Here is a 16,781-nt window from a genome sequence, read left to right on the forward strand (position 1 = left end):
GGGGAACGGGGTCTACAGCACGGCGCGCAACGAGCCAGCAGCAGCATCGAGGCGCTCGCGGGCATCGGTAGCCGAGGCGCCGGTCAGAATCACGGCGATGGCGGTCTTGACCTCACCGTCCGAGGCGTCGAGCGCCGCCTGGACCTCGGCGGGGGGCGCGCCGGTGACGTCCTGCACGAGCGAGAACGCCCGGGCGACGAGCTTCGCGTTCGTCGCCCGCACGTCGACCATGCGGTTGCCGTACGTCTTGTGGCTGCGCACCATCGCGAGCGTGGTGAGCATGTTGAGCACGAGCTTCTGCGCGGTGCCCGCCTTCAGGCGGGTCGATCCGGCGATGAACTCGGGGCCGACGACGACGTCAATGGCGATGTCCGCTTCCCGCCCCGCGGCCGAGTCGGGGTTGCACGCGACGGAGACCGACAGGGCGGAGCGGCGCCGGGCCTCCAGGATGGCTGCGATCACGTAGGGCGTCCTGCCGGACGCGCTGATCCCGACGACCACGTCGTCGGCCGTCAGGCCGAGCGCGTCGAGGTCGCGGACGGCCGCTGCTTCGTCGTCCTCGGCGCCCTCCACCGCGGTGGTCAGGGCGGGGCCGCCGCCGGCGATCAGGCCGACCACCTGGCTCGGGTCGGTACCGAAGGTGGGCGGGCACTCGCTGGCGTCGAGGACGCCGAGCCGGCCCGGCGTGCCGGCGCCGACGTAGACGAGCCGGCCACCACGCGCGAACGCTGCGGCGATCGAGTCTGCCGCCAGGGCGATGGCCGGGAGGCACGGCTCCAGTGCCGCAGGCACGCTGCGGTCTCCGGCGTTCATGCGCTGGGCAGCTTCCAGCGTGGAGATCGTGTCGATGTCGTCCAGAGAGTGGTCGGTCGCCTCGGTGGTGAGGGCGGCGAGTTCGTCGCGGAGGGCGTCGTGGGTTTCGTGCGTCTGGTTCATGGTGGTGCTCAGTTCCGGTGGTGGGTGCGGACGGCATCGCGGCTGCGGGCGAGGAGCGGCTGGGAGCGCTCGTCGGTGCGCTGCGCGACGACGATGAACAGGGTGTCGACGATGGCGAGCTGGCTCATCCGGCTGCCCATGGCCGCGGGGCGCAGGGCACTCTCGGCACCGGCGACACCGAGCAGGACGTGGTCGGCGGTGACGGCGAGCGGGGCGGAGGCGTGGCCGGTGATCGCGACGATCGTGGCGTGTTGGGCTCGGGCGGCGTGGGCGACCTCGAGGGTCTCGACGGTGGAGCCCGAGTGGCTGACGAGCACCAGGACGTCGTCCTCGCCGATCACGCTCGCCAGGGTCAGGGCGTTGTGCGGGTCGTCGGCGATCGAGCTCACGATGCCGATGCGTTCGAGCTTGAGGTGCAGGTCGCGGGCGACGATGCCGCTCGCGCCGACGCCGTACAGGACGACGCGGCGGGCGTCGCTCACGGCTGCTGCCGCTGCTTCGAGCGCGTGCGGGTCGAGCGCGGCGCGGGTGTCGGCCATCACCGCGCGGACGTCCTCGGTGACCTTCGCGATCACGGTGGCGACGTCGTCGTCGACCGCGACCCCGGCGTGGATCTCGGTGGACTCACGCTCGTGGATCCCGCGTTCGACTGCCCGGGTCATGCTCCGCTGCAGGGCGGCGAAGTTCGCGAAGCCCAGGTGCTGGGCGAACCGGGAGACGGTGGCGGGGGACACCCCGGCTCGGCCGGCGAGGTCCGTGGCGTTCGTGGTGGCCGCGGCTGCAGGGTCGTCGAGGACGGCGTCGGCGATGGCGCGCATGCTCGACGGCATGCTCGCCGACTGGGTGCGGACGAGGGCGAAGGCGTCGGCGCGCTCGGACCGCTCGGTGATCGTCATCCCGCCATGAAAGCGTCTTTCGTGAGAGAGCGCCAGTTCTGAAAGTAAATTGCGTGTTACGGGGGCGGGCGGTGCGGTTCGGCTTCGCGCAACCAAAGTGCGCCCGCGCCGCGGGATCGCGCGGCTCGGACGCACTTTGGTTGTGCGGGCGGTCGTGCTCGTCAGGCCTGCGAGGCCGGGGCTGCCACGACGGTCGACGCCTGCAGGTACCGCCGCGATCGACGTGCCGCTCGCAGCAGGATCGGCGTCATGATCAGTGCGGTGATGAGCAGTGCCGCGCAGAGGAACCGGGCGAACGCCGAGCCAAAGACGTCGTCGTCCGCGAGCCTCGGGAACTGGATGCCGGCGATGCCGACGTAGAGCAGCAGGAACTGGGCGAGGGCGAGCGGCTGGTAGGTGGAGAGCAGTCGTGCGTGCTCGTGTGCTCGGAGGGCGAGATCGGACTCGTGCGGCTGGATCGGGCTGCCGGTCTTGATCGCTTGCGTCACCATGCGCTTGCCGACAGGGGAGAGCCCCGCCGTCGTGGCCTGCATCGCGGTCGACATCCCGATCGTCGTTGCGAGGATCGAGAAGGTGCCGGCCAGGCCACCGACGGACGCGCCGAAGCCGACGACGGTGAAGACTGCGACGGCGCCCGACTCGGTCGTGGCCAGCAGCCAGCCGATGACGGCGCCCACGACGGCTCCGATCAGCGCAAGGAAGGTCGTCCGCCGCCAGGCGCGACGTGCTGTCAGTTCGAGTTCCCCCATGCCCCCACCCTAGGAGCGGATCGCCCGACGGTGACGACGGCCGCGACGATGACGATCGGCGCAATGAACAGCCAGTAGGTCAGCTCGGTGTTCGTCGTGACGATGCTGGCCCAGACGGCAGGGCGATCCGGCGTTCCGCGTCCGAACAGCCCTGCGACGAGCAAGTACAGGACGCCCGGCACGGATTGGTAGCGATCACCGAGCACCGCGCGGCTGGCCACCGCGAGCGCACAGAACGCGATGGTGTTCCGGATGGTGGCGAGCGAGACAGCGGGATGCGCGCCGAGGATGAGGCCGACGGTACCGATCGCGCACACCAGTCCGATCACCACCAGGACGGTGCTCAGCTCGAGCAGGTCGGTCCGTCGGGTCGGAGCGGGGAACGGTGCGCGACTGATCGATGCACCCGCCGCGATCGCGAGCACCAGCGGTCCGACCGCAGCGACGGGGATCATCGCGAAGGGAGCGCCACCGCCGAACGACGGGAACAGCATGCCGATCGGTCCGAGGCCGATCGTGAGCACCGTGACGGAGGTCGTGAGCCCGAGGAGGGCCACCGTGCGGTGCACACGCAGCCACCAGGTCATGCGGCCGGCACTGCGATGTGGCCGATCGAGCAGTCGATCAGGCGGTGGACCGTCGCGGTGACCCACGCTGCCTGCGCCGGCACCGGGGCCTTCCGCAGTTCTCGGAGTGCCGAGGGATCGTTCATCTCCAGCGCGGGTTCCACGCGATCCGCATCGACGATCCCGCGGGCAGCCACGTCGACGAGCCAGCGGTTCGCGACGGCGGCGTCGTTGAGTCGCTCGGTGTCGTCTGGTTCGGACTCGCAGTACGCGACCTCTGCGTCGCCCAGGACCGAGGTGGTGAGGCTGTGCACGAGGTCGGCGTTCGTCATCCGCACCTGCACGATCATGTTCAGGTCGTCCGGAGACGAGGGTGCGTTGCTCGCCCGGATCGTCGGCTGGATCGTGATGCCCGAGTGGCTGAGGTTCTCGGCGGCCTTCCGGATCACGGCCTCTGAGTCGCCGTCGGCGCGCTGCTCCGGGAACAAGCAGATCGTCGGACGGTTGCCGCTGCAGATCGATTCGGCCTGCGGACGCTCGATGATCGGCGCGGCGCCCAGCCCCGAACCGGACACGAGCGCGACGACCGTGACGACCACGAACAAGCTGGCGCCGATCTGGACCCCGAAGCGGTGGAGCCGATCGCCACTCGTGCGTCGAGCGACCGCGATGATCAGCAGACCGACTCCCGCGAATGCGCTGAAGGCGGTTGCGATGATCGGCGCCCGTGGATCCAACGACGTCTCGACAGAGCAGCAGTCTGACGTCACGAGGCCGGCGAGGTAGCGCAGCGGAAAGTAGTCCACGGACCACGAGAAGCCGAGCCAGCTGTACGACGCGAGCAGGCTGAGCGGCAGCGACGCGACCGGCGGGAGCCAGCGACCGATGGCGAACCCGATGCACGTGTGGAAGAACAGGATGCTCGCGAACGTCAGTCCGACGAGCGGCGACGGGGCACCCGGAGCACCCCAGGTGTCGCGGCTCATGAGCGCGACGGCGACGGCCTGGAGCAGGATGCCGGCGGCGAGTGGTGTCCACAGATGATCGGCGAAGATCGTCGCACTCGATCGACTGCTGGTCTGGATGAATGCTGTGCCGGCGCGGTAGCGCTTCCCCTCCCACGCCGCGGCAGTCGCAGCGACACCGCAGGAGAAGACCAAGAAGATCGCGGCGCCGGCGACCGCGGCCGGCCAGTACCCCGAGACGGACGTCTCAGACGAGAACTGCACGCTGTAAGCGACCACGCCGAGCAGTCCAGGCGCGAGGAGCCACACTGCTGCGCGACTGCGCCACGGGACGATCGGGCGCATCAGTCGTCCTCGCTCGTGAACCGTGCGTACGAGGCGGTGATCGCATCTGCGGGGGAGAGTCCCGGGAACGGTTCCGTGAAAGAGTCGACGGAACCGGAAAACGGGACGTGTCCGTCCACGAGCACGGTCACGTGGTCGTACGTCGCAGCAACGTCCTCGGTCTGGTGCGTCGAGACGATCACGGAGATCTCGCGCGGCAGGTTCTGCATCACCTGCGCGAATCGTGCGCGTTGCGCTGGGTCCAGCCCCGCGGTGGGTTCGTCGAGCAGGATCCACTGCGCTCCCGAGACCAGCGCACCGGCGACGCCGAGACGGCGGATCTGCCCGCCCGACAGGGTGCTGGCCCGTACATCGGATCGGGTGGAGAGATCGACCGCGGTCAAGGCTGCCACGGCACCGTCCCAGGCATCTCTGCGCGAGAGTCCCTTCAACCAGCCGCAGTAGGCGACGTGCTCTCGAGCGGAGAGCCCGGGGAAGGCACCACTCCGCTGCGGAAGCCAAGCCACCCCTCGGCGGTACCTCCGTCGGCTCGCACGATCGCTAGGTCTGCCCAGACCGTCGACACGGATCGTCCCCGAACTCGGTCGAAGGGCGTCAGCGACGAGGCTGAGCAGCGTCGACTTACCGGCCCCGTTCGGCCCGAGCAAGACGCTGCCGCCGCTCGGGAACACCGCTGACAGGGACGCGAAGACATGGTGGTCTCGTCGGTACCCGAAAGCGAGCTCATCGATCTGAACGGCCAAGACAACCCCCTGGAACCTTGCATTGATGTTTCACCGTACATTAGCGTTCGATCGGCTCGGACCTTCCGCGCCACTACTCAAGGGGGAATCAAGATGATCAACATCAGTCGTCGTGCGGCCGCAATCGTCTCCGGGGGAGTCGTGCTCGCTACAGTGCTCGCGGCGTCGCCGGCATTCGCTGAGGGCGCGTGGTCGTCGAAGCTGACCGGCGTCGCCATCGGCAAGAACTCACGAAGCTGGCAGGACCCGCACAAGGACAGGGTCCGGACCGCGACGGCGTTCGCCGGCTGCCGGATCTCTGGCAATGCGAGTGGCTTCAAGTCCGCGTCTGTGAGGCTCTACGACGAACGAGGTCTTCTGCCGGACAAGAGCATGGGCACGAAGGTCAACACGTGTGGCAGGAGTGACTGGGGTGTGATGACCCGGCCGGACCGCTACCACTGGACGATCTCGGCGCTCAACGGGGCGTCGTACGAGCCGGCGTTGCGTCTGTCGGTGACGACGGTGCGCCAGTCCTACTGAGCCGGTGTCGCCGGTCGGTCGCGCCTGCGGCTGGCCGGCCCTGTCACCCCCGCCGGTACCGCGTCGCTGGCTTCCCCGGCTGGTCCGCCCGCTTCGTGGCCGTCGCGGTCAGTTTGGGCATCGAGCTTCCGCCGTCGCAAACCCAAAGTCACCTCGAACCGTGGAATTGCGCGGCGCGAGGTGACTTTGGTTGTTCGCCGGGCGGTGGGCGCGACCGAACTCGCGGCGCGGGCGGCGGGGCGGAGGCGAGGCGGGCCTCCAGGCCGGACGCCGTCAGGCGACGCCGCGTCGCGGACGGAAGACCCCCGCGCGGACCAGCCACACGTAGAGCAGGCAGCCGATGCAGACGTCGAAGACGGCGTTGAGGAACGCGGCGACCAGGGCGACCGCGGCACCGATCGGTGCGGCGTACGGCACGCCGAGCAGTGCGAGGAGCAGGGCGACCGCGGTCACGAACAGGCCGACCCGCTGGGCGAAGGTCGGGGGCTCTGGAGCCTCGAGTTCGGCGGGCGGGGCAAGGCGTGGGCGGACGACCCGTCGGAAGAGCGCGCCGTAGGGGTGTCGGCGGATGCCCGCGATGCCTCCGACGGCGAACAGCACGACGATGACCGCGAGCAGCACGATGCCGGCGACCCACGTCTCGGGGATCAGCGTGAGGACGATCGTCGCGGCGAGGAGCACCGTGGTGATGGCGGCGCCGAAGCGTGGGGAGCGCGGGTCGATGCCGCGGTCGGGGTCGTTCGGGGTGGTCATCGGGACTCCTGGGTGCCGGTGGTTCCTGGGGTGCCTGTGCCGCGTGTGGTGTCTGTTCTGCCTGCGGTCAGGACGGCGTCGAGGGCTGCGGTGAGCTCGGGTGGGCGGGGTGGGCCTCCGAAGCGGGTGCGAACGGTCCGGTTGGCGTCGAGGAGCAGGACCGTCGGCGTCTGCATCACGTCGAAGCGGCGAGCGAGTTCGGGGTGCTCGGCGAGGTCGATCTCGATGCGTCGGACGCCCTCGTGTTGATCGGCGACGGAGGCGAGCTGGCGCCGGGTCGCCGGGCACCGCGCACAAGTCGGCGTCGAGAACTGGACGAACGTGGCGGCGGTGCCGTAATCGGTGTCGAGCGCGAGGCCGTCTGCGTCCTGCCTCGTCGACGCGGCGCTGCCCGCCGACCGGGCTCGACCGGTCCGGTGGCGGAGCAGGAGACCGAGGACCGTCGCGAGCGCGAGGACCCCCACGAGCACGGCCACTGCGGTTCCGAAGGTCACACGGCGACGGTACGCGCAGCCGACGAACTGCTGTCGAACGTGACCGGATGTGACGCGGAGCTGTGCGCGTCGCGCCGGGCTCGGCGGGGGCTCAGTCCTCGGGGAGCGTGCGGACCCACTGCTCGAACGCGGCGGCGTCGTCGTCGCTGAAGACGGCGGCAGGCCGCGACTCGTCCTTCGCCGAGTGCAGGAACAGCGTGCCGTCGGCCATCCCCGTCGTCGCGTCGTCGAGGACGGACGACTTCGCCGCGACGCCCTTCCTGGTGAGGAAGGTCAGCTGTTCGCCGTTCGCCGATTCTGCGATCGCCGCATCACCGTCGAAGAACGAGGCGAGCTCCATCACCAGGAACGCGGTGGCCCCGTCCTGCGTGGTGAGAGCGACGGTCGGCTTCGTCCGACTCTTGCCGAAGGGGCGCTCGACGGCCGTGGCCGTGACTCCCGAGCCGGTCCACGGTCGCACGTCGGTCAGGGGGAGCCTGGCGGCGACCCGCGCTGCGGGTCGTTTCGGCGGGAGGGCGGCCTGGAACAGCAACGTCCCGATCACCACCGCCAGGAACCATGCGTACGGCGAGAACGTCTTCGTCGCGATGAGGACGAGGAAGCCACCCAGGAACCCCGCCGCGACCAGGTTCGGCCACCACCTCGACTCCTGACGCAGGCCGAGCGGCCACACCACGGCGCCGTACAGGAGTCCGACGACCGTGGGGACCCAAAAGGCCGAGGGGCGGATGACGCCGGCGTGGAAGTGCAGCCAGACGTCCGCGACCGCCAGGACGACCGCCATGACGACGAAGAAGACACGCTGTGCGCGACGGTCCCGCTCGCGAGTGCTCAGTGCGGTCATGTCGTTCCCCCGTGGTGCTCGTTCCCCGTGCTGCTCAGTCAAGCAGAACGCGCGGTCATGGTCCCACCGCTCGGGCCGTGCACACGCTCGAACGGGGTGCCGCAGTACGGTCGTGGACAGGCGAACCGGAGCGCATCGTGCTCAGACGCGTCGGAGCAGCCGGGCGACCGTGCCCTGCAACAGCAACAGCAGCGCCCAGAGCAGGCCGATGCTCGGAAACACCACCGACAAGACCAGCGCCGCCGACAGCAGTCCGGCGGCGATGAGACCACGCGCCGAGTCGCCCAGCGGCGTGGCGAGCAACTCGGGGTTCCGTCGGAGCACGAGTTCGATCGCGGTCAGCGCCAGGCTCGTCACGACCATGCTGCCGAGGTAGAGCGCGTGTGCCACACGGTCGTCGTTCTCGCCGCTGTTGAGCAGGTTGGCGGCGAACGGCAGGAACACGATGCTGATGAGCCACACGAAGTTCAGCTGCATGATCCGTGGGTTGTAGGACCGGACGTGCTCGAACACCTGGTGGTGCAGGATCCAGAACCGCGAGATCAACCAGAACGTGATGAGGAACTCGAGCAGGGCGGGCCAGTGCTCCCGGAGGAGGTCGCCGGCGCTCTCGCCCGAGGACATCTCGCTGGCGATGTCGACCAGCGGCAGGATCAGCAGCGTGATGGCGATCGCGACGGTGGCATCGGAGAAGTTCACCAGGCGGTCGAGTCCGCGGTCCGTGCGGGCGTGCTCGGTGCGTGCGTGCTCCGTCATGGGGTGAGTGTAGGGAGTGCACGGGCCGCCGCCCTAGCATCGGGGCGTGAGCTTCGACGTGACACCCGGGCGGTACCGGCACTTCAAGGGGAACGACTACGAAGTCGTCCTGGTCGCCCGTGACGTCGAGACCGAGGAGCCCGTGGTCGTGTACCAGGCGCTGTACGGCGAACGCGGGCACTGGGTCCGATCACTCGCCGACTTCACCGCGCACGTCACCCGCGACGGGTACGACGGGCCCCGGTTCGTGCCGGTCGGCAGCTGACAGCCCGAGCAACCGGTGTCGGCGCCCGCCCCTAGGCTTTCAGCGCACCATAGAGACGGGGGAGCGCATGCAGATCGGCGTCGACGGGCACGTGCTGCTCAGCCCGAGTGACCTGAGCACGTGGTCGGCCTGCGAGTGGGCGTTCCTCCGCCGACTCGACGCCAAGCTCGGTCGCGGGGAAGCCCTGCCGGACGTGCACGACGACATGCTCGAGCGCACCGCACGGCTGGGGGACCAGCACGAGCTCGACTACCTCGAGATCCTCAAGCAGACCCGCGACGTCGTCGAGTTCGACCGCCCTGCCCCGCCGGACTACGCACGCGCCGCAGCCGAAGCACGACAGGCCTTCGCCGACGCTGCCGACGTGCTGTACCAGCCGACGTTCCACGCAGCGCCGACGGCCGACGAGCCCGGGTTCATCGGCTTCGCGGACTTCATCATCCGCAACGACCGCGGCGAGTACGAGGTCTACGACACCAAGCTCGCCCGCCACGCCAAGATCAGCGCCCTGCTGCAGCTCGCCGCCTATGCCGAGCAGATGCAGGCGCACGGCATCCCCACCGGTGAGCAGGTGCACCTGGTGCTCGGCGACCGGACGACGACCACGCACGACCTCGCCGACATCGCGCCGGTGTACCGCACGCAGCGCGCCGAACTGCAGCGGGTCATCGCCGAGCGCATCGCGGCAGACGAACCGCTGCAGTGGGGCGACCCGCGCTACTCGAGCTGTGGCCGTTGCGCCGTCTGCTCGACCCAGGTCGCCGAGCACCGCGACCTCGTCCTCGTCGCGGGCATGCGCCTCGACCAACGGGCGAAGCTGATCAAGCACGAGGTGCGGACGATCGACGACCTGGCGGTCCGCACCCGGGCAGTGCCGGGCTTGTCCCGCGCGACGCAGGATCGGCTGGTGCGTCAGGCGAGCCTCCAGATCGAGTCGGAAGACGCCCGACGGAAGGGCGCCGACGGGCCGGACCAGCCCGTCAAGCCGCGCTTCGAGGTGCTCGACGCCCGGGCGCTCGACGCGATCCCGGCACCCGACCAGGGCGACGTGTTCTTCGACTTCGAGGGCGACCCGCTGCACACCGAGGACGGCGTGCACTGGGGCCTCGACTACCTGTTCGGCCTGGTCGACGACCGCGCCGAGTTCACCGCGTTCTGGGCACACACCATCCGCGACGAACGAGTTGCGCTGGAGCAGTTCCTCGCGTTCATCGAGGCCCGGCGGCAGCAGTACCCGGGCATGCACATCTACCACTACGCGGCCTACGAGCGGACGCACCTGCTGTCACTCGCCGCCCGGCACGGCGTGGGCGAGGACGCCGTCGACGACCTGCTCCGAGCCGGGGTCCTGGTCGACCTGTACCCGATCGTCCGCAAGGCCCTGGTCGTCGGCAGCCACAGCTACTCCATCAAGAAGCTCGAACCGCTGTACATGGGGTCGGACCTGCGCGAGAGCGACGTCACGAACGCCGCGGACAGCATCACCGCCTACGTCGACGCGATCGAGGAGCTCCGGAACGGCGACGCGGCCGAGGGGCAGCGGATGCTCGACCAGGTCGCCGACTACAACGCCTACGACTGCCGCTCGACCCTGCGCCTGCGCGACTGGCTCCGCTCGCTGCGCACCGACGACCCCGACGCGGCCGACCCGTCGCTCGAGCTCGAGGTCCCACCGATCCCCGTCGAGCGCGAACCCAATCCGGTGTCCGTCGCGCTGGCCGAGCAGCTCGAGGACGTCGACGCCCTCGACCGCACCCCTGACCAGACCGCGTTGGCGCTCGCCGCGGCCGCGATCGACTACCACCGCCGCGAGGCCAAGACCTTCTGGCAGGACCACTTCGACCGCCTGCGGAACCCGGTCGACGACTGGGCCGACACGCGTGACGTCCTGGTCGTGGAGCGGGCGTCCGTCGAGCGCGACTGGGACACGCTGCCGCGTGCCCGGTCGCAGTCGCGGGAACTCCGGTTGTCGGGGACGCTCGCCCCCGGTTCGCGGCTCCGGCCTGGAGGCACGCCCCACCTGGTGTACGACGACCCACTTCCGCCATCGGTCGCCTCCCCGGGCCCCGGGTCGAAGGGCGCTTCGTCGCGCGCCGTGATCGTGGACGTCCGGGACAACGGCGATGCCGTCGAGGTCCTCGTGAAAGAGGGACTGCCCGTCGGCGGCGAGCCGCACCACGAGTTCCCCGTGGCCCTCGCCCCGTCGGCACCGCCCCGAGCGAAGCCGCAGCCCGAGGCGATCGCGTGGTGGGGTCAGGCCGTACTCGACGAGCTGCCCGAGATGCTGCCCGACCCTGCGCTCGACCTGCTGCGACGGGTGCCCCCGCGTGGCCCGATCGTCCCGGTGCAGGGCGACGACACGGTGTCGGCCGTCGTCTCGACCCTGCTCGACCTCGACCGCTCGTACCTGGCGATCCAAGGCCCTCCCGGCACGGGCAAGACCTACGTCGGCTCGAACGTCGTCGCCCGGCTCGTCCGCGAGTACGGCTGGCGCGTCGGGGTCGTCGGCCAGTCGCACGCGACGTCGGAGAACTTCCTGACCTCGGTCGTGAACGCCGGCGTCCCCGCGGACCGGGTCGTGAAGGTGCCGAAGTCCGGTGCGACCGAGGACGAGCTCGACGCCGCAGCCTGGACCCCCGTGAAGAACGGTGCCGCGGTCGCCGCGTTCCTGTCCTCGTGCGAGGCCTCGGGCACCGGTGGTGTCGTCGGTGGCACTGCGTGGACGTTCGCGAACGAGTCGACGATCGAGCGCCGGTCCCTCGACCTGCTCGTGGTCGACGAAGCCGGACAGTTCTCCCTCGCCCCGACCATCGCCTCGTCGGTCGCCGCGACCCGGCTCCTGCTGCTCGGGGACCCCCAGCAGCTGCCCCAGGTGTCGCAGGGCTCGCACCCCGAGCCCGTCGACGAGTCCGCGCTCGGCTGGCTCGCCGACGGACAACACGTCCTACCGCCCGAGTTCGGGTACTTCCTCGCTCGCACCCGCCGCATGGAGCCCGCGCTGACCGAATCCGTGTCGGCCCTGTCCTACGACGGGCAGCTCGCCTCGATGGTCTCCGGTCGGCACCTCGACGGCATCGAGGCGGGTGTGCACCCCGTGCCGGTCGTGCACGCGGGCAACACGACGTCCTCGGCTGAAGAGGCCGCCCGGGTCGTCGCGCTCGTCGGTGACGTCGTCGGCCGCACCTGGACCGACGGCTCCGACACCCGGGCGCTGACCGACGAGGACGTCATCGTGGTGGCGCCGTACAACGCGCAGGGGGCACTGATCCGGCAGGAGCTCGACCGCGCGGGCTTCACCGGCACCCAGGTCGGCACGGTCGACCTGTTCCAGGGCCGGGAGGCCGTCGTGTCGATCGTGTCCCTGGCGGCGTCGAGTGCGGCGGACATCCCGCGCGGCCTCGACTTCCTGCTCATGCCGAACCGGTTGAACGTGGCGATCTCGCGGGCGAAGTGGGCGGCATACCTCGTGCACTCACCGGCGCTGACCACCGGGCTGCCCCCGTCGATCGCGGGCCTGTCCCTGTTGTCCCGCTTCATCGAGCTCGTCGACCCGCAGCGGAGTGACATGTAGGATTTCCGGATGAGCTACCAGATGCCACCGGACCCGCACCAGCCGATGGCGGGTCCGTACCCGCAGCGATCGGGCAACGGGTTCGCCGTCGCAGCCCTCGTGCTCGGCATCTGGGGCTTCCTCGTCACGTGGATCCCCTTCTTCATCGGACTGTTTCTCGGATTCGTCCCCGATGTGCTCGCGATCGTGTTCGGAATCTGCGGGGTGATCCGGGCGAACCGTGGTGCCCGTGGCATGGGGATGGCCGTGACCGGATTGATCCTCGGGAGCCTGGCGTTCCTCAGCATCTTCGTCGGCGCCGGGACTGCCTGGTGACTCACCCCGACTCGACAGTGCCGATGGTCGAGCTGTAGGTCGCCACCGCACCGAACTGCGCTCCGATGATCGTGACGGACCACGCGGTGCCGTCCGGGGCGACGGAGTACAGGACGCGTGCGCCATCAGGAACGGCAGCGAGCCCGGTGCCGTCGGGCAGCAGGATCCGTTCCGGCGCGGTCATCCCCACGGACAAGGTCGACGGGTATGGACCGGCGCCGAACCTCTGCTCCATGACGAAGGCAAGCGTGCCCGCGCTCTGTACGACGGCCGACCGCTCGGTCTCGACAGTCGCCGGAGTCGGAGCCGGAGCCGGCGGCGCGGCAGGTTCCGGTGTCGCTGCTGGCGCAGCAGACTCCACCGGGGCAGCGGCCGCCGAGCGGAACGGGACCGCCACCGTCCCGACGACAGTGCTCCGGCCGTCGAGGGGGAGCGAGAGTGCTGGCAGGTGGACACCGGTACCCACCAGAGCCGACCCGATCACCGCGTACGCCATCAGCGCCGTCCCGACGCTGCCGAGGATCGCCCCTCCGCGACCGAACGCCCGCGCCGCGGCCGAGCCCCATCGTGCTGTCTTGACCGCCTGCACGCCGAAGACGATCGCCGAGATGCCGATCGTCGAGACGATGAAGCCCGTCTGGATCCCGGAATGTTGCGGCTCGACGAGCGCGATGACCACGCTGCCGACGCCGAGCAACATCGCAAGGGTGGCGAACGCCCAGGGCCTCGTGCGCCTGCGTGGCTTCGCGTTCAGCAGCGGTGATGGGGCGTGGAGTGTCGGCAGCCGCCGAGCACCACTTCGCGAGGGTCCTGACGAGTACTCCGGAGGGGACCAATCTCGTGGTCCTGGCCCGCCCAACGGCATCGTCGTTCCCCCGTCCGTTCAGTACGACGGACCCATCTTGATGGGCGACGCCGACGTGAGCGATCCCCAGAACTGGGTTGACCGGCTGGCCACGACCGAACACTGCGGGCCGGTACGATCACGAGCTTCCGGGGACGCCACCCTGCATCTGCGCCCGCATCTCGGCGAGGACGTCGGCATGCAGGAAGTTCGCCTCGGCCGCACTCGTGGGGTCGACCACGATGCCGAACTGATCGGGGAGCGCGGACACGAGCTCCGACATCGGCACCGGACGCCCCTCGGCCTCGGGAAGCCCGGCGGCGAGTTCGTCCGGGTCGGTGAAGACGGGCACGAACGGCTTGTCGCGGATCATGACGTGGGCGACGCTGCCGGCCTCCGGAGTGCCCGCAGCCTTCCAGGGGACCCACGCCGCGCTGCGCAGGAAGCCCGCGGGCGAGGCCGCCATCCTCCGTCGGAGTTCGGCGGCCGCGGTCGGCGGGGCCTTGTCGACGCCTCGGCCGAAGGCTGATCCGTTCGTCTCATCGGTACTCACGCCAGCCATGCTGTCACGGTCGGCGGACACGGCGGGGCCGAGCCGCGCCTCCAGGCCGATGCCCGGCGCACGCGGACGTGGGCCGGGCGTCGGAGGCGACCGTCTCAGTACGCGGCCGACTGCCCGCCGTCGATCGGGACGACCGTCGCGTTGACGTAGGACGCGTCGTCCGACAGCAGGAAGGCGACGACGGCGGCGATCTCGGGGGCCTCGCCGTAGCGCTTCGTCGGGTTGACCTGGATGAACTCCTCAGCGGCCTTGCGCGGGTTCTCCGCGTCGAGCTGCTTCATCGAGTTCTCGACCATGGGCGTCCAGATGGCTCCGGGGGCGATGGCGTTGATGCGGATGCCGTAACGGCCGTACTCGACGGCCGAGTTGCGGGTGAGGCCGACGACGCCGTGCTTGGCTGCCGCGTACCCGGACTGGTTGCCGATGCCGCGGATGCCGCCGACGCTCGCGGTGTTCACGACCATGCCGGAGCCCTGCTCGCGCATGACCTTGAGCACCTTCTCGAGCCCGAGGAAGACGCCGCGCAGGTTGATCGACACGACACGGTCGAACTCGGCGGCGGTGAAGGACTCGGTGGGGTTCTGCTTGCCCTCGATGCCGGCGTTGTTGAAGAAGCCGTCGATGCGGCCGAAGCGCTCGGTCGTGGCGGTGACGTAGGCGTCGACCTGGGCCTCGTCGGACACGTCGGCGACGGTCGTCAGGACCTGCGCGTCGGGGGTGGCCTCGAGCACGGCGGTCTTCGTCGCCTCGAGTCCCTGCTCGGAGACGTCGACCAGGGAGAGCGCGGCGCCCTCGGCGGCCAGGCGGACGGCGGTCGCGCGGCCGAGGCCGGAGCCGCCGCCGGTGATGAGGACGACGCGGTCGGCGAAGCGGGTGGTGACGGTGCTGGTTTCGGGCATGGGGGAGGCCTCCTGAGGTCTTCGACGGTGAAGGGCTCGGGGTCCGCGGTGGGGCAGCGAGTCCGATCGATGCATCTGCATCGAGAGACCTAGACTACACCTGTCGTTTAACGGCCGGGTCAGATGGCGTTCAGCACCCGCACCATCACGCTGCCGACCTCAGCTCGTGACGATCGAGGTCGTCGTTGCCATGGTCGCCGCCATGATCACGACCATCGTCGCGGCCTCGATCTCCTCGAGTACCGCCTTCACCGCCGGGCTCGCCCAGGAGCCCGAGGTGATCTGCTTGACCAGGTCCTTGTCGACGGCGCCGAACTGCTTCCGCAGGGTGTACGTCGCGTCGAGCAGGCCGATGACCGCGGCGGAGAACGGCGTGGGTCCTGCGCGGCCGGCCAGCACGTCCCCGATGCCGGATCGCAGCAGCGCCTCCGGGGCTCCGTCCCGCTCCGGGTGCTTCGTGGTGGGGAAGAGGCCGAGCACCTTCCCCTGCTCGATGCTGATGACGCCGCGCTCGACGAGTCCGGCGAACACGTCGTCGCGCAGCTGGCGCTTGCCGAGTCGGCTCACCCACCACTTCGCCTTGCGTGGTGCACCGGCCGCCGCGATGGAGCCGACCACGCCGTCGAGCACGGGGTCGCCCGTTGCGGCGCCGTTCACGACGGTGACGAGTCCGTCCTGCAGCGAGACGGCACCGCGCAGCGCGAGGTCGGCGAGGACCGCTCCCGCGAGACCCGTGTCGAGCGTCGAACCGTCAAGAGCGTGGCGTCCGTCGGGCTCGACCTGCAGGAGCGCGAACGCCTGGGGGACCGTGAGTTGCTCAGCCATGCCCGCAGCCTGCCACGCGGGGCGGAGGTGCGCCGGGCCTCCGAGCCGACACCCAGCGGCGCCGCACCGCCCGACGTCAGCAGGCGTCCAGCACCCGCACCATCGCGTCCCGCTCCGCCGGGGCCACCCACAGGCGGTACTTCGCCTTCACCGTGACCTGGTGCTCGACGTAGGTGCAGCGGAACGCCTTGTTCGCGGGGAGCCAGGTCGCAGCGTCGCCGGAGCCCTTCTGCGAGTTGGACCGGCCGTCGACGGCGAACAGGTTCACCGGGTCGTTCGCCAGCGCCTGCCGGTCGGCTTCGGTGAGCCGCTGGGCCCCGGTGCGCCAGGCGTTCTCGAGCGCGACGACGTGGTCGATCTGCACGAGCGTCGACGTCGTGTTGCCGCGCACGAAGTCCACCGTCGCACCGGTGTACGGGGAGACGAGGGTGCCCGTGAGGACCTTGCAGCGGCCCTCGCGGGTGATGTCGGCGAGGTCGCGGGCGAGGACGTCGTTCCGGGTGTCGCACCCGTTGTGGTCGACGTCGAGCCAGGCGCTGCCGAAGTCACCGGTGCGGTCGTAGCCGGTGCCGGCTGCCTTGCCCTTGACGGGCAGGTCGGCGAGCTGGGTGCGTGCGCGGACCGCGTCGGCGTCGGTTCCGCGGCTGACGGTCGGACTGGAGGCGGGGGTCGCCCCCGACGACGCCTGCTGCGGTCCGATGGTGGTCGTCTCCCCGGCCGTGGGACCGCCCGCCCCGGTCGTGCCCGCCGCGTCGGCGTCCGGCCCGAGGACGCCGGACGCATCGAGCGCGTAGCCGCCGACGGCGAGGGCCAGGACGACGAGGACGGAGGTCAGGGTGATGCGGCTGCGGCGTCGGCGGGACGTCATGCGGTGGGACTCCAGGTGGTGCGGGGCGGAACGGTGGTGCGGGCGGTGCGGCGGTGTGCGCAG

At 70.4% G+C, this 16,781-nt stretch carries 19 protein-coding genes; 4 read left to right on the forward strand and 15 right to left on the reverse strand.

Annotation, left to right across the window (positions count from 1 at the left end; genetic code table 11):
• Nucleotides 1–12 precede the first annotated feature (12 nt).
• The 6 genes from murQ to FFG40_RS09580 form a co-directional block, all read right to left on the reverse strand.
• The gene (gene murQ, locus FFG40_RS09555) at nucleotides 13–936 is read right to left on the reverse strand and encodes an N-acetylmuramic acid 6-phosphate etherase (RefSeq protein ID WP_138803016.1); all 924 of its coding nucleotides are present in this window, start codon (nucleotides 934–936) and stop codon (nucleotides 13–15) included.
• Between the two features lie 8 nt (nucleotides 937–944).
• A complete protein-coding gene (locus FFG40_RS09560) occupies nucleotides 945–1,832 on the reverse strand; it encodes a MurR/RpiR family transcriptional regulator (protein WP_138803017.1) in 888 nt (295 codons plus the stop codon).
• Nucleotides 1,833–1,993: 161 nt separating this feature from the next.
• A complete protein-coding gene (locus tag FFG40_RS09565) occupies nucleotides 1,994–2,581 on the reverse strand; it encodes a hypothetical protein (protein ID WP_138803018.1) in 588 nt (195 codons plus the stop codon).
• Nucleotides 2,563–3,168: a hypothetical protein gene (locus FFG40_RS09570; RefSeq protein WP_138803019.1), complete on the reverse strand. Its 606-nt coding sequence runs from the start codon at nucleotides 3,166–3,168 to the stop codon at nucleotides 2,563–2,565. Before FFG40_RS09570 ends, FFG40_RS09565 begins: the two co-directional genes overlap by 19 nt.
• Complete coding sequence (locus FFG40_RS09575; protein ID WP_138803020.1) at nucleotides 3,165–4,457, reverse strand: hypothetical protein; 1,293 nt, start codon at nucleotides 4,455–4,457, stop codon at nucleotides 3,165–3,167. Before FFG40_RS09575 ends, FFG40_RS09570 begins: the two co-directional genes overlap by 4 nt.
• The gene (locus FFG40_RS09580; RefSeq protein ID WP_260678911.1) at nucleotides 4,457–5,128 is read right to left on the reverse strand and encodes an ATP-binding cassette domain-containing protein; all 672 of its coding nucleotides are present in this window, start codon (nucleotides 5,126–5,128) and stop codon (nucleotides 4,457–4,459) included. The genes FFG40_RS09575 and FFG40_RS09580 overlap by 1 nt, the downstream gene beginning before the upstream one ends.
• Nucleotides 5,129–5,293: 165 nt before the next feature.
• Here FFG40_RS09580 and FFG40_RS09585 point away from each other — a divergent pair, with 165 nt between their 5' ends.
• Nucleotides 5,294–5,722, forward strand: coding sequence for a hypothetical protein (locus FFG40_RS09585; protein ID WP_138803022.1), 429 nt, complete (start codon nucleotides 5,294–5,296; stop codon nucleotides 5,720–5,722).
• Between the two features lie 273 nt (nucleotides 5,723–5,995).
• Here the strand turns inward: FFG40_RS09585 and FFG40_RS09590 are convergent, their stop codons facing one another.
• From FFG40_RS09590 to FFG40_RS09605, 4 genes are all read right to left on the reverse strand, one after another.
• Entirely contained in the window at nucleotides 5,996–6,475 is a 480-nt protein-coding gene (locus tag FFG40_RS09590) for a DUF4395 domain-containing protein (protein WP_138803023.1), read from the reverse strand.
• Nucleotides 6,472–6,969 carry a thioredoxin family protein gene (locus FFG40_RS09595; RefSeq protein WP_138803024.1) on the reverse strand — a complete coding sequence of 166 codons (498 nt, stop codon included), beginning with the start codon at nucleotides 6,967–6,969 and terminating at the stop codon, nucleotides 6,472–6,474. The genes FFG40_RS09590 and FFG40_RS09595 overlap by 4 nt, the downstream gene beginning before the upstream one ends.
• Nucleotides 6,970–7,060: 91 nt before the next feature.
• On the reverse strand, nucleotides 7,061–7,813 hold the full coding sequence (locus FFG40_RS09600) for a hypothetical protein (protein WP_138803025.1): 753 nt from the start codon (nucleotides 7,811–7,813) through the stop codon (nucleotides 7,061–7,063).
• 141 nt (nucleotides 7,814–7,954) lie between these two features.
• Entirely contained in the window at nucleotides 7,955–8,569 is a 615-nt protein-coding gene (locus FFG40_RS09605; protein ID WP_138803026.1) for a TMEM175 family protein, read from the reverse strand.
• Nucleotides 8,570–8,615: 46 nt separating this feature from the next.
• Between FFG40_RS09605 and FFG40_RS09610 the strand changes: the two genes are divergently transcribed.
• From FFG40_RS09610 to FFG40_RS09620, 3 genes are all read left to right on the forward strand, one after another.
• Nucleotides 8,616–8,834 carry a DUF1653 domain-containing protein gene (locus tag FFG40_RS09610; RefSeq protein WP_241660336.1) on the forward strand — a complete coding sequence of 73 codons (219 nt, stop codon included), beginning with the start codon at nucleotides 8,616–8,618 and terminating at the stop codon, nucleotides 8,832–8,834.
• Between the two features lie 67 nt (nucleotides 8,835–8,901).
• Nucleotides 8,902–12,405 (forward strand): TM0106 family RecB-like putative nuclease, encoded by a 3,504-nt coding sequence (locus tag FFG40_RS09615; protein ID WP_138803027.1) that lies wholly within the window; start codon nucleotides 8,902–8,904, stop codon nucleotides 12,403–12,405.
• Between the two features lie 9 nt (nucleotides 12,406–12,414).
• On the forward strand, nucleotides 12,415–12,720 hold the full coding sequence (locus tag FFG40_RS09620) for a DUF4190 domain-containing protein (protein WP_138803028.1): 306 nt from the start codon (nucleotides 12,415–12,417) through the stop codon (nucleotides 12,718–12,720).
• A gap of 1 nt (nucleotide 12,721) precedes the next feature.
• Here the strand turns inward: FFG40_RS09620 and FFG40_RS09625 are convergent, their stop codons facing one another.
• The 5 genes from FFG40_RS09625 to FFG40_RS09645 form a co-directional block, all read right to left on the reverse strand.
• Nucleotides 12,722–13,420 (reverse strand): hypothetical protein, encoded by a 699-nt coding sequence (locus FFG40_RS09625; protein ID WP_138803029.1) that lies wholly within the window; start codon nucleotides 13,418–13,420, stop codon nucleotides 12,722–12,724.
• Nucleotides 13,421–13,703: 283 nt separating this feature from the next.
• Nucleotides 13,704–14,126, reverse strand: coding sequence for an SseB family protein (locus FFG40_RS09630; RefSeq protein WP_138803030.1), 423 nt, complete (start codon nucleotides 14,124–14,126; stop codon nucleotides 13,704–13,706).
• Nucleotides 14,127–14,221: 95 nt separating this feature from the next.
• Nucleotides 14,222–15,025, reverse strand: a complete 804-nt coding sequence (locus FFG40_RS09635; RefSeq protein WP_027465177.1) for an SDR family oxidoreductase — start codon at nucleotides 15,023–15,025, stop codon at nucleotides 14,222–14,224.
• Nucleotides 15,026–15,184: 159 nt separating this feature from the next.
• Nucleotides 15,185–15,850, reverse strand: a complete 666-nt coding sequence (locus FFG40_RS09640) for a GPP34 family phosphoprotein (RefSeq protein ID WP_138803031.1) — start codon at nucleotides 15,848–15,850, stop codon at nucleotides 15,185–15,187.
• 76 nt (nucleotides 15,851–15,926) lie between these two features.
• On the reverse strand, nucleotides 15,927–16,718 hold the full coding sequence (locus FFG40_RS09645) for an HNH endonuclease family protein (protein ID WP_138803032.1): 792 nt from the start codon (nucleotides 16,716–16,718) through the stop codon (nucleotides 15,927–15,929).
• Nucleotides 16,719–16,781: the final 63 nt, after the last annotated feature.

The sequence above is a fragment of the Curtobacterium sp. KBS0715 genome (genome assembly GCF_005938005.2).
GTDB lineage: Bacteria > Actinomycetota > Actinomycetes > Actinomycetales > Microbacteriaceae > Curtobacterium > Curtobacterium flaccumfaciens.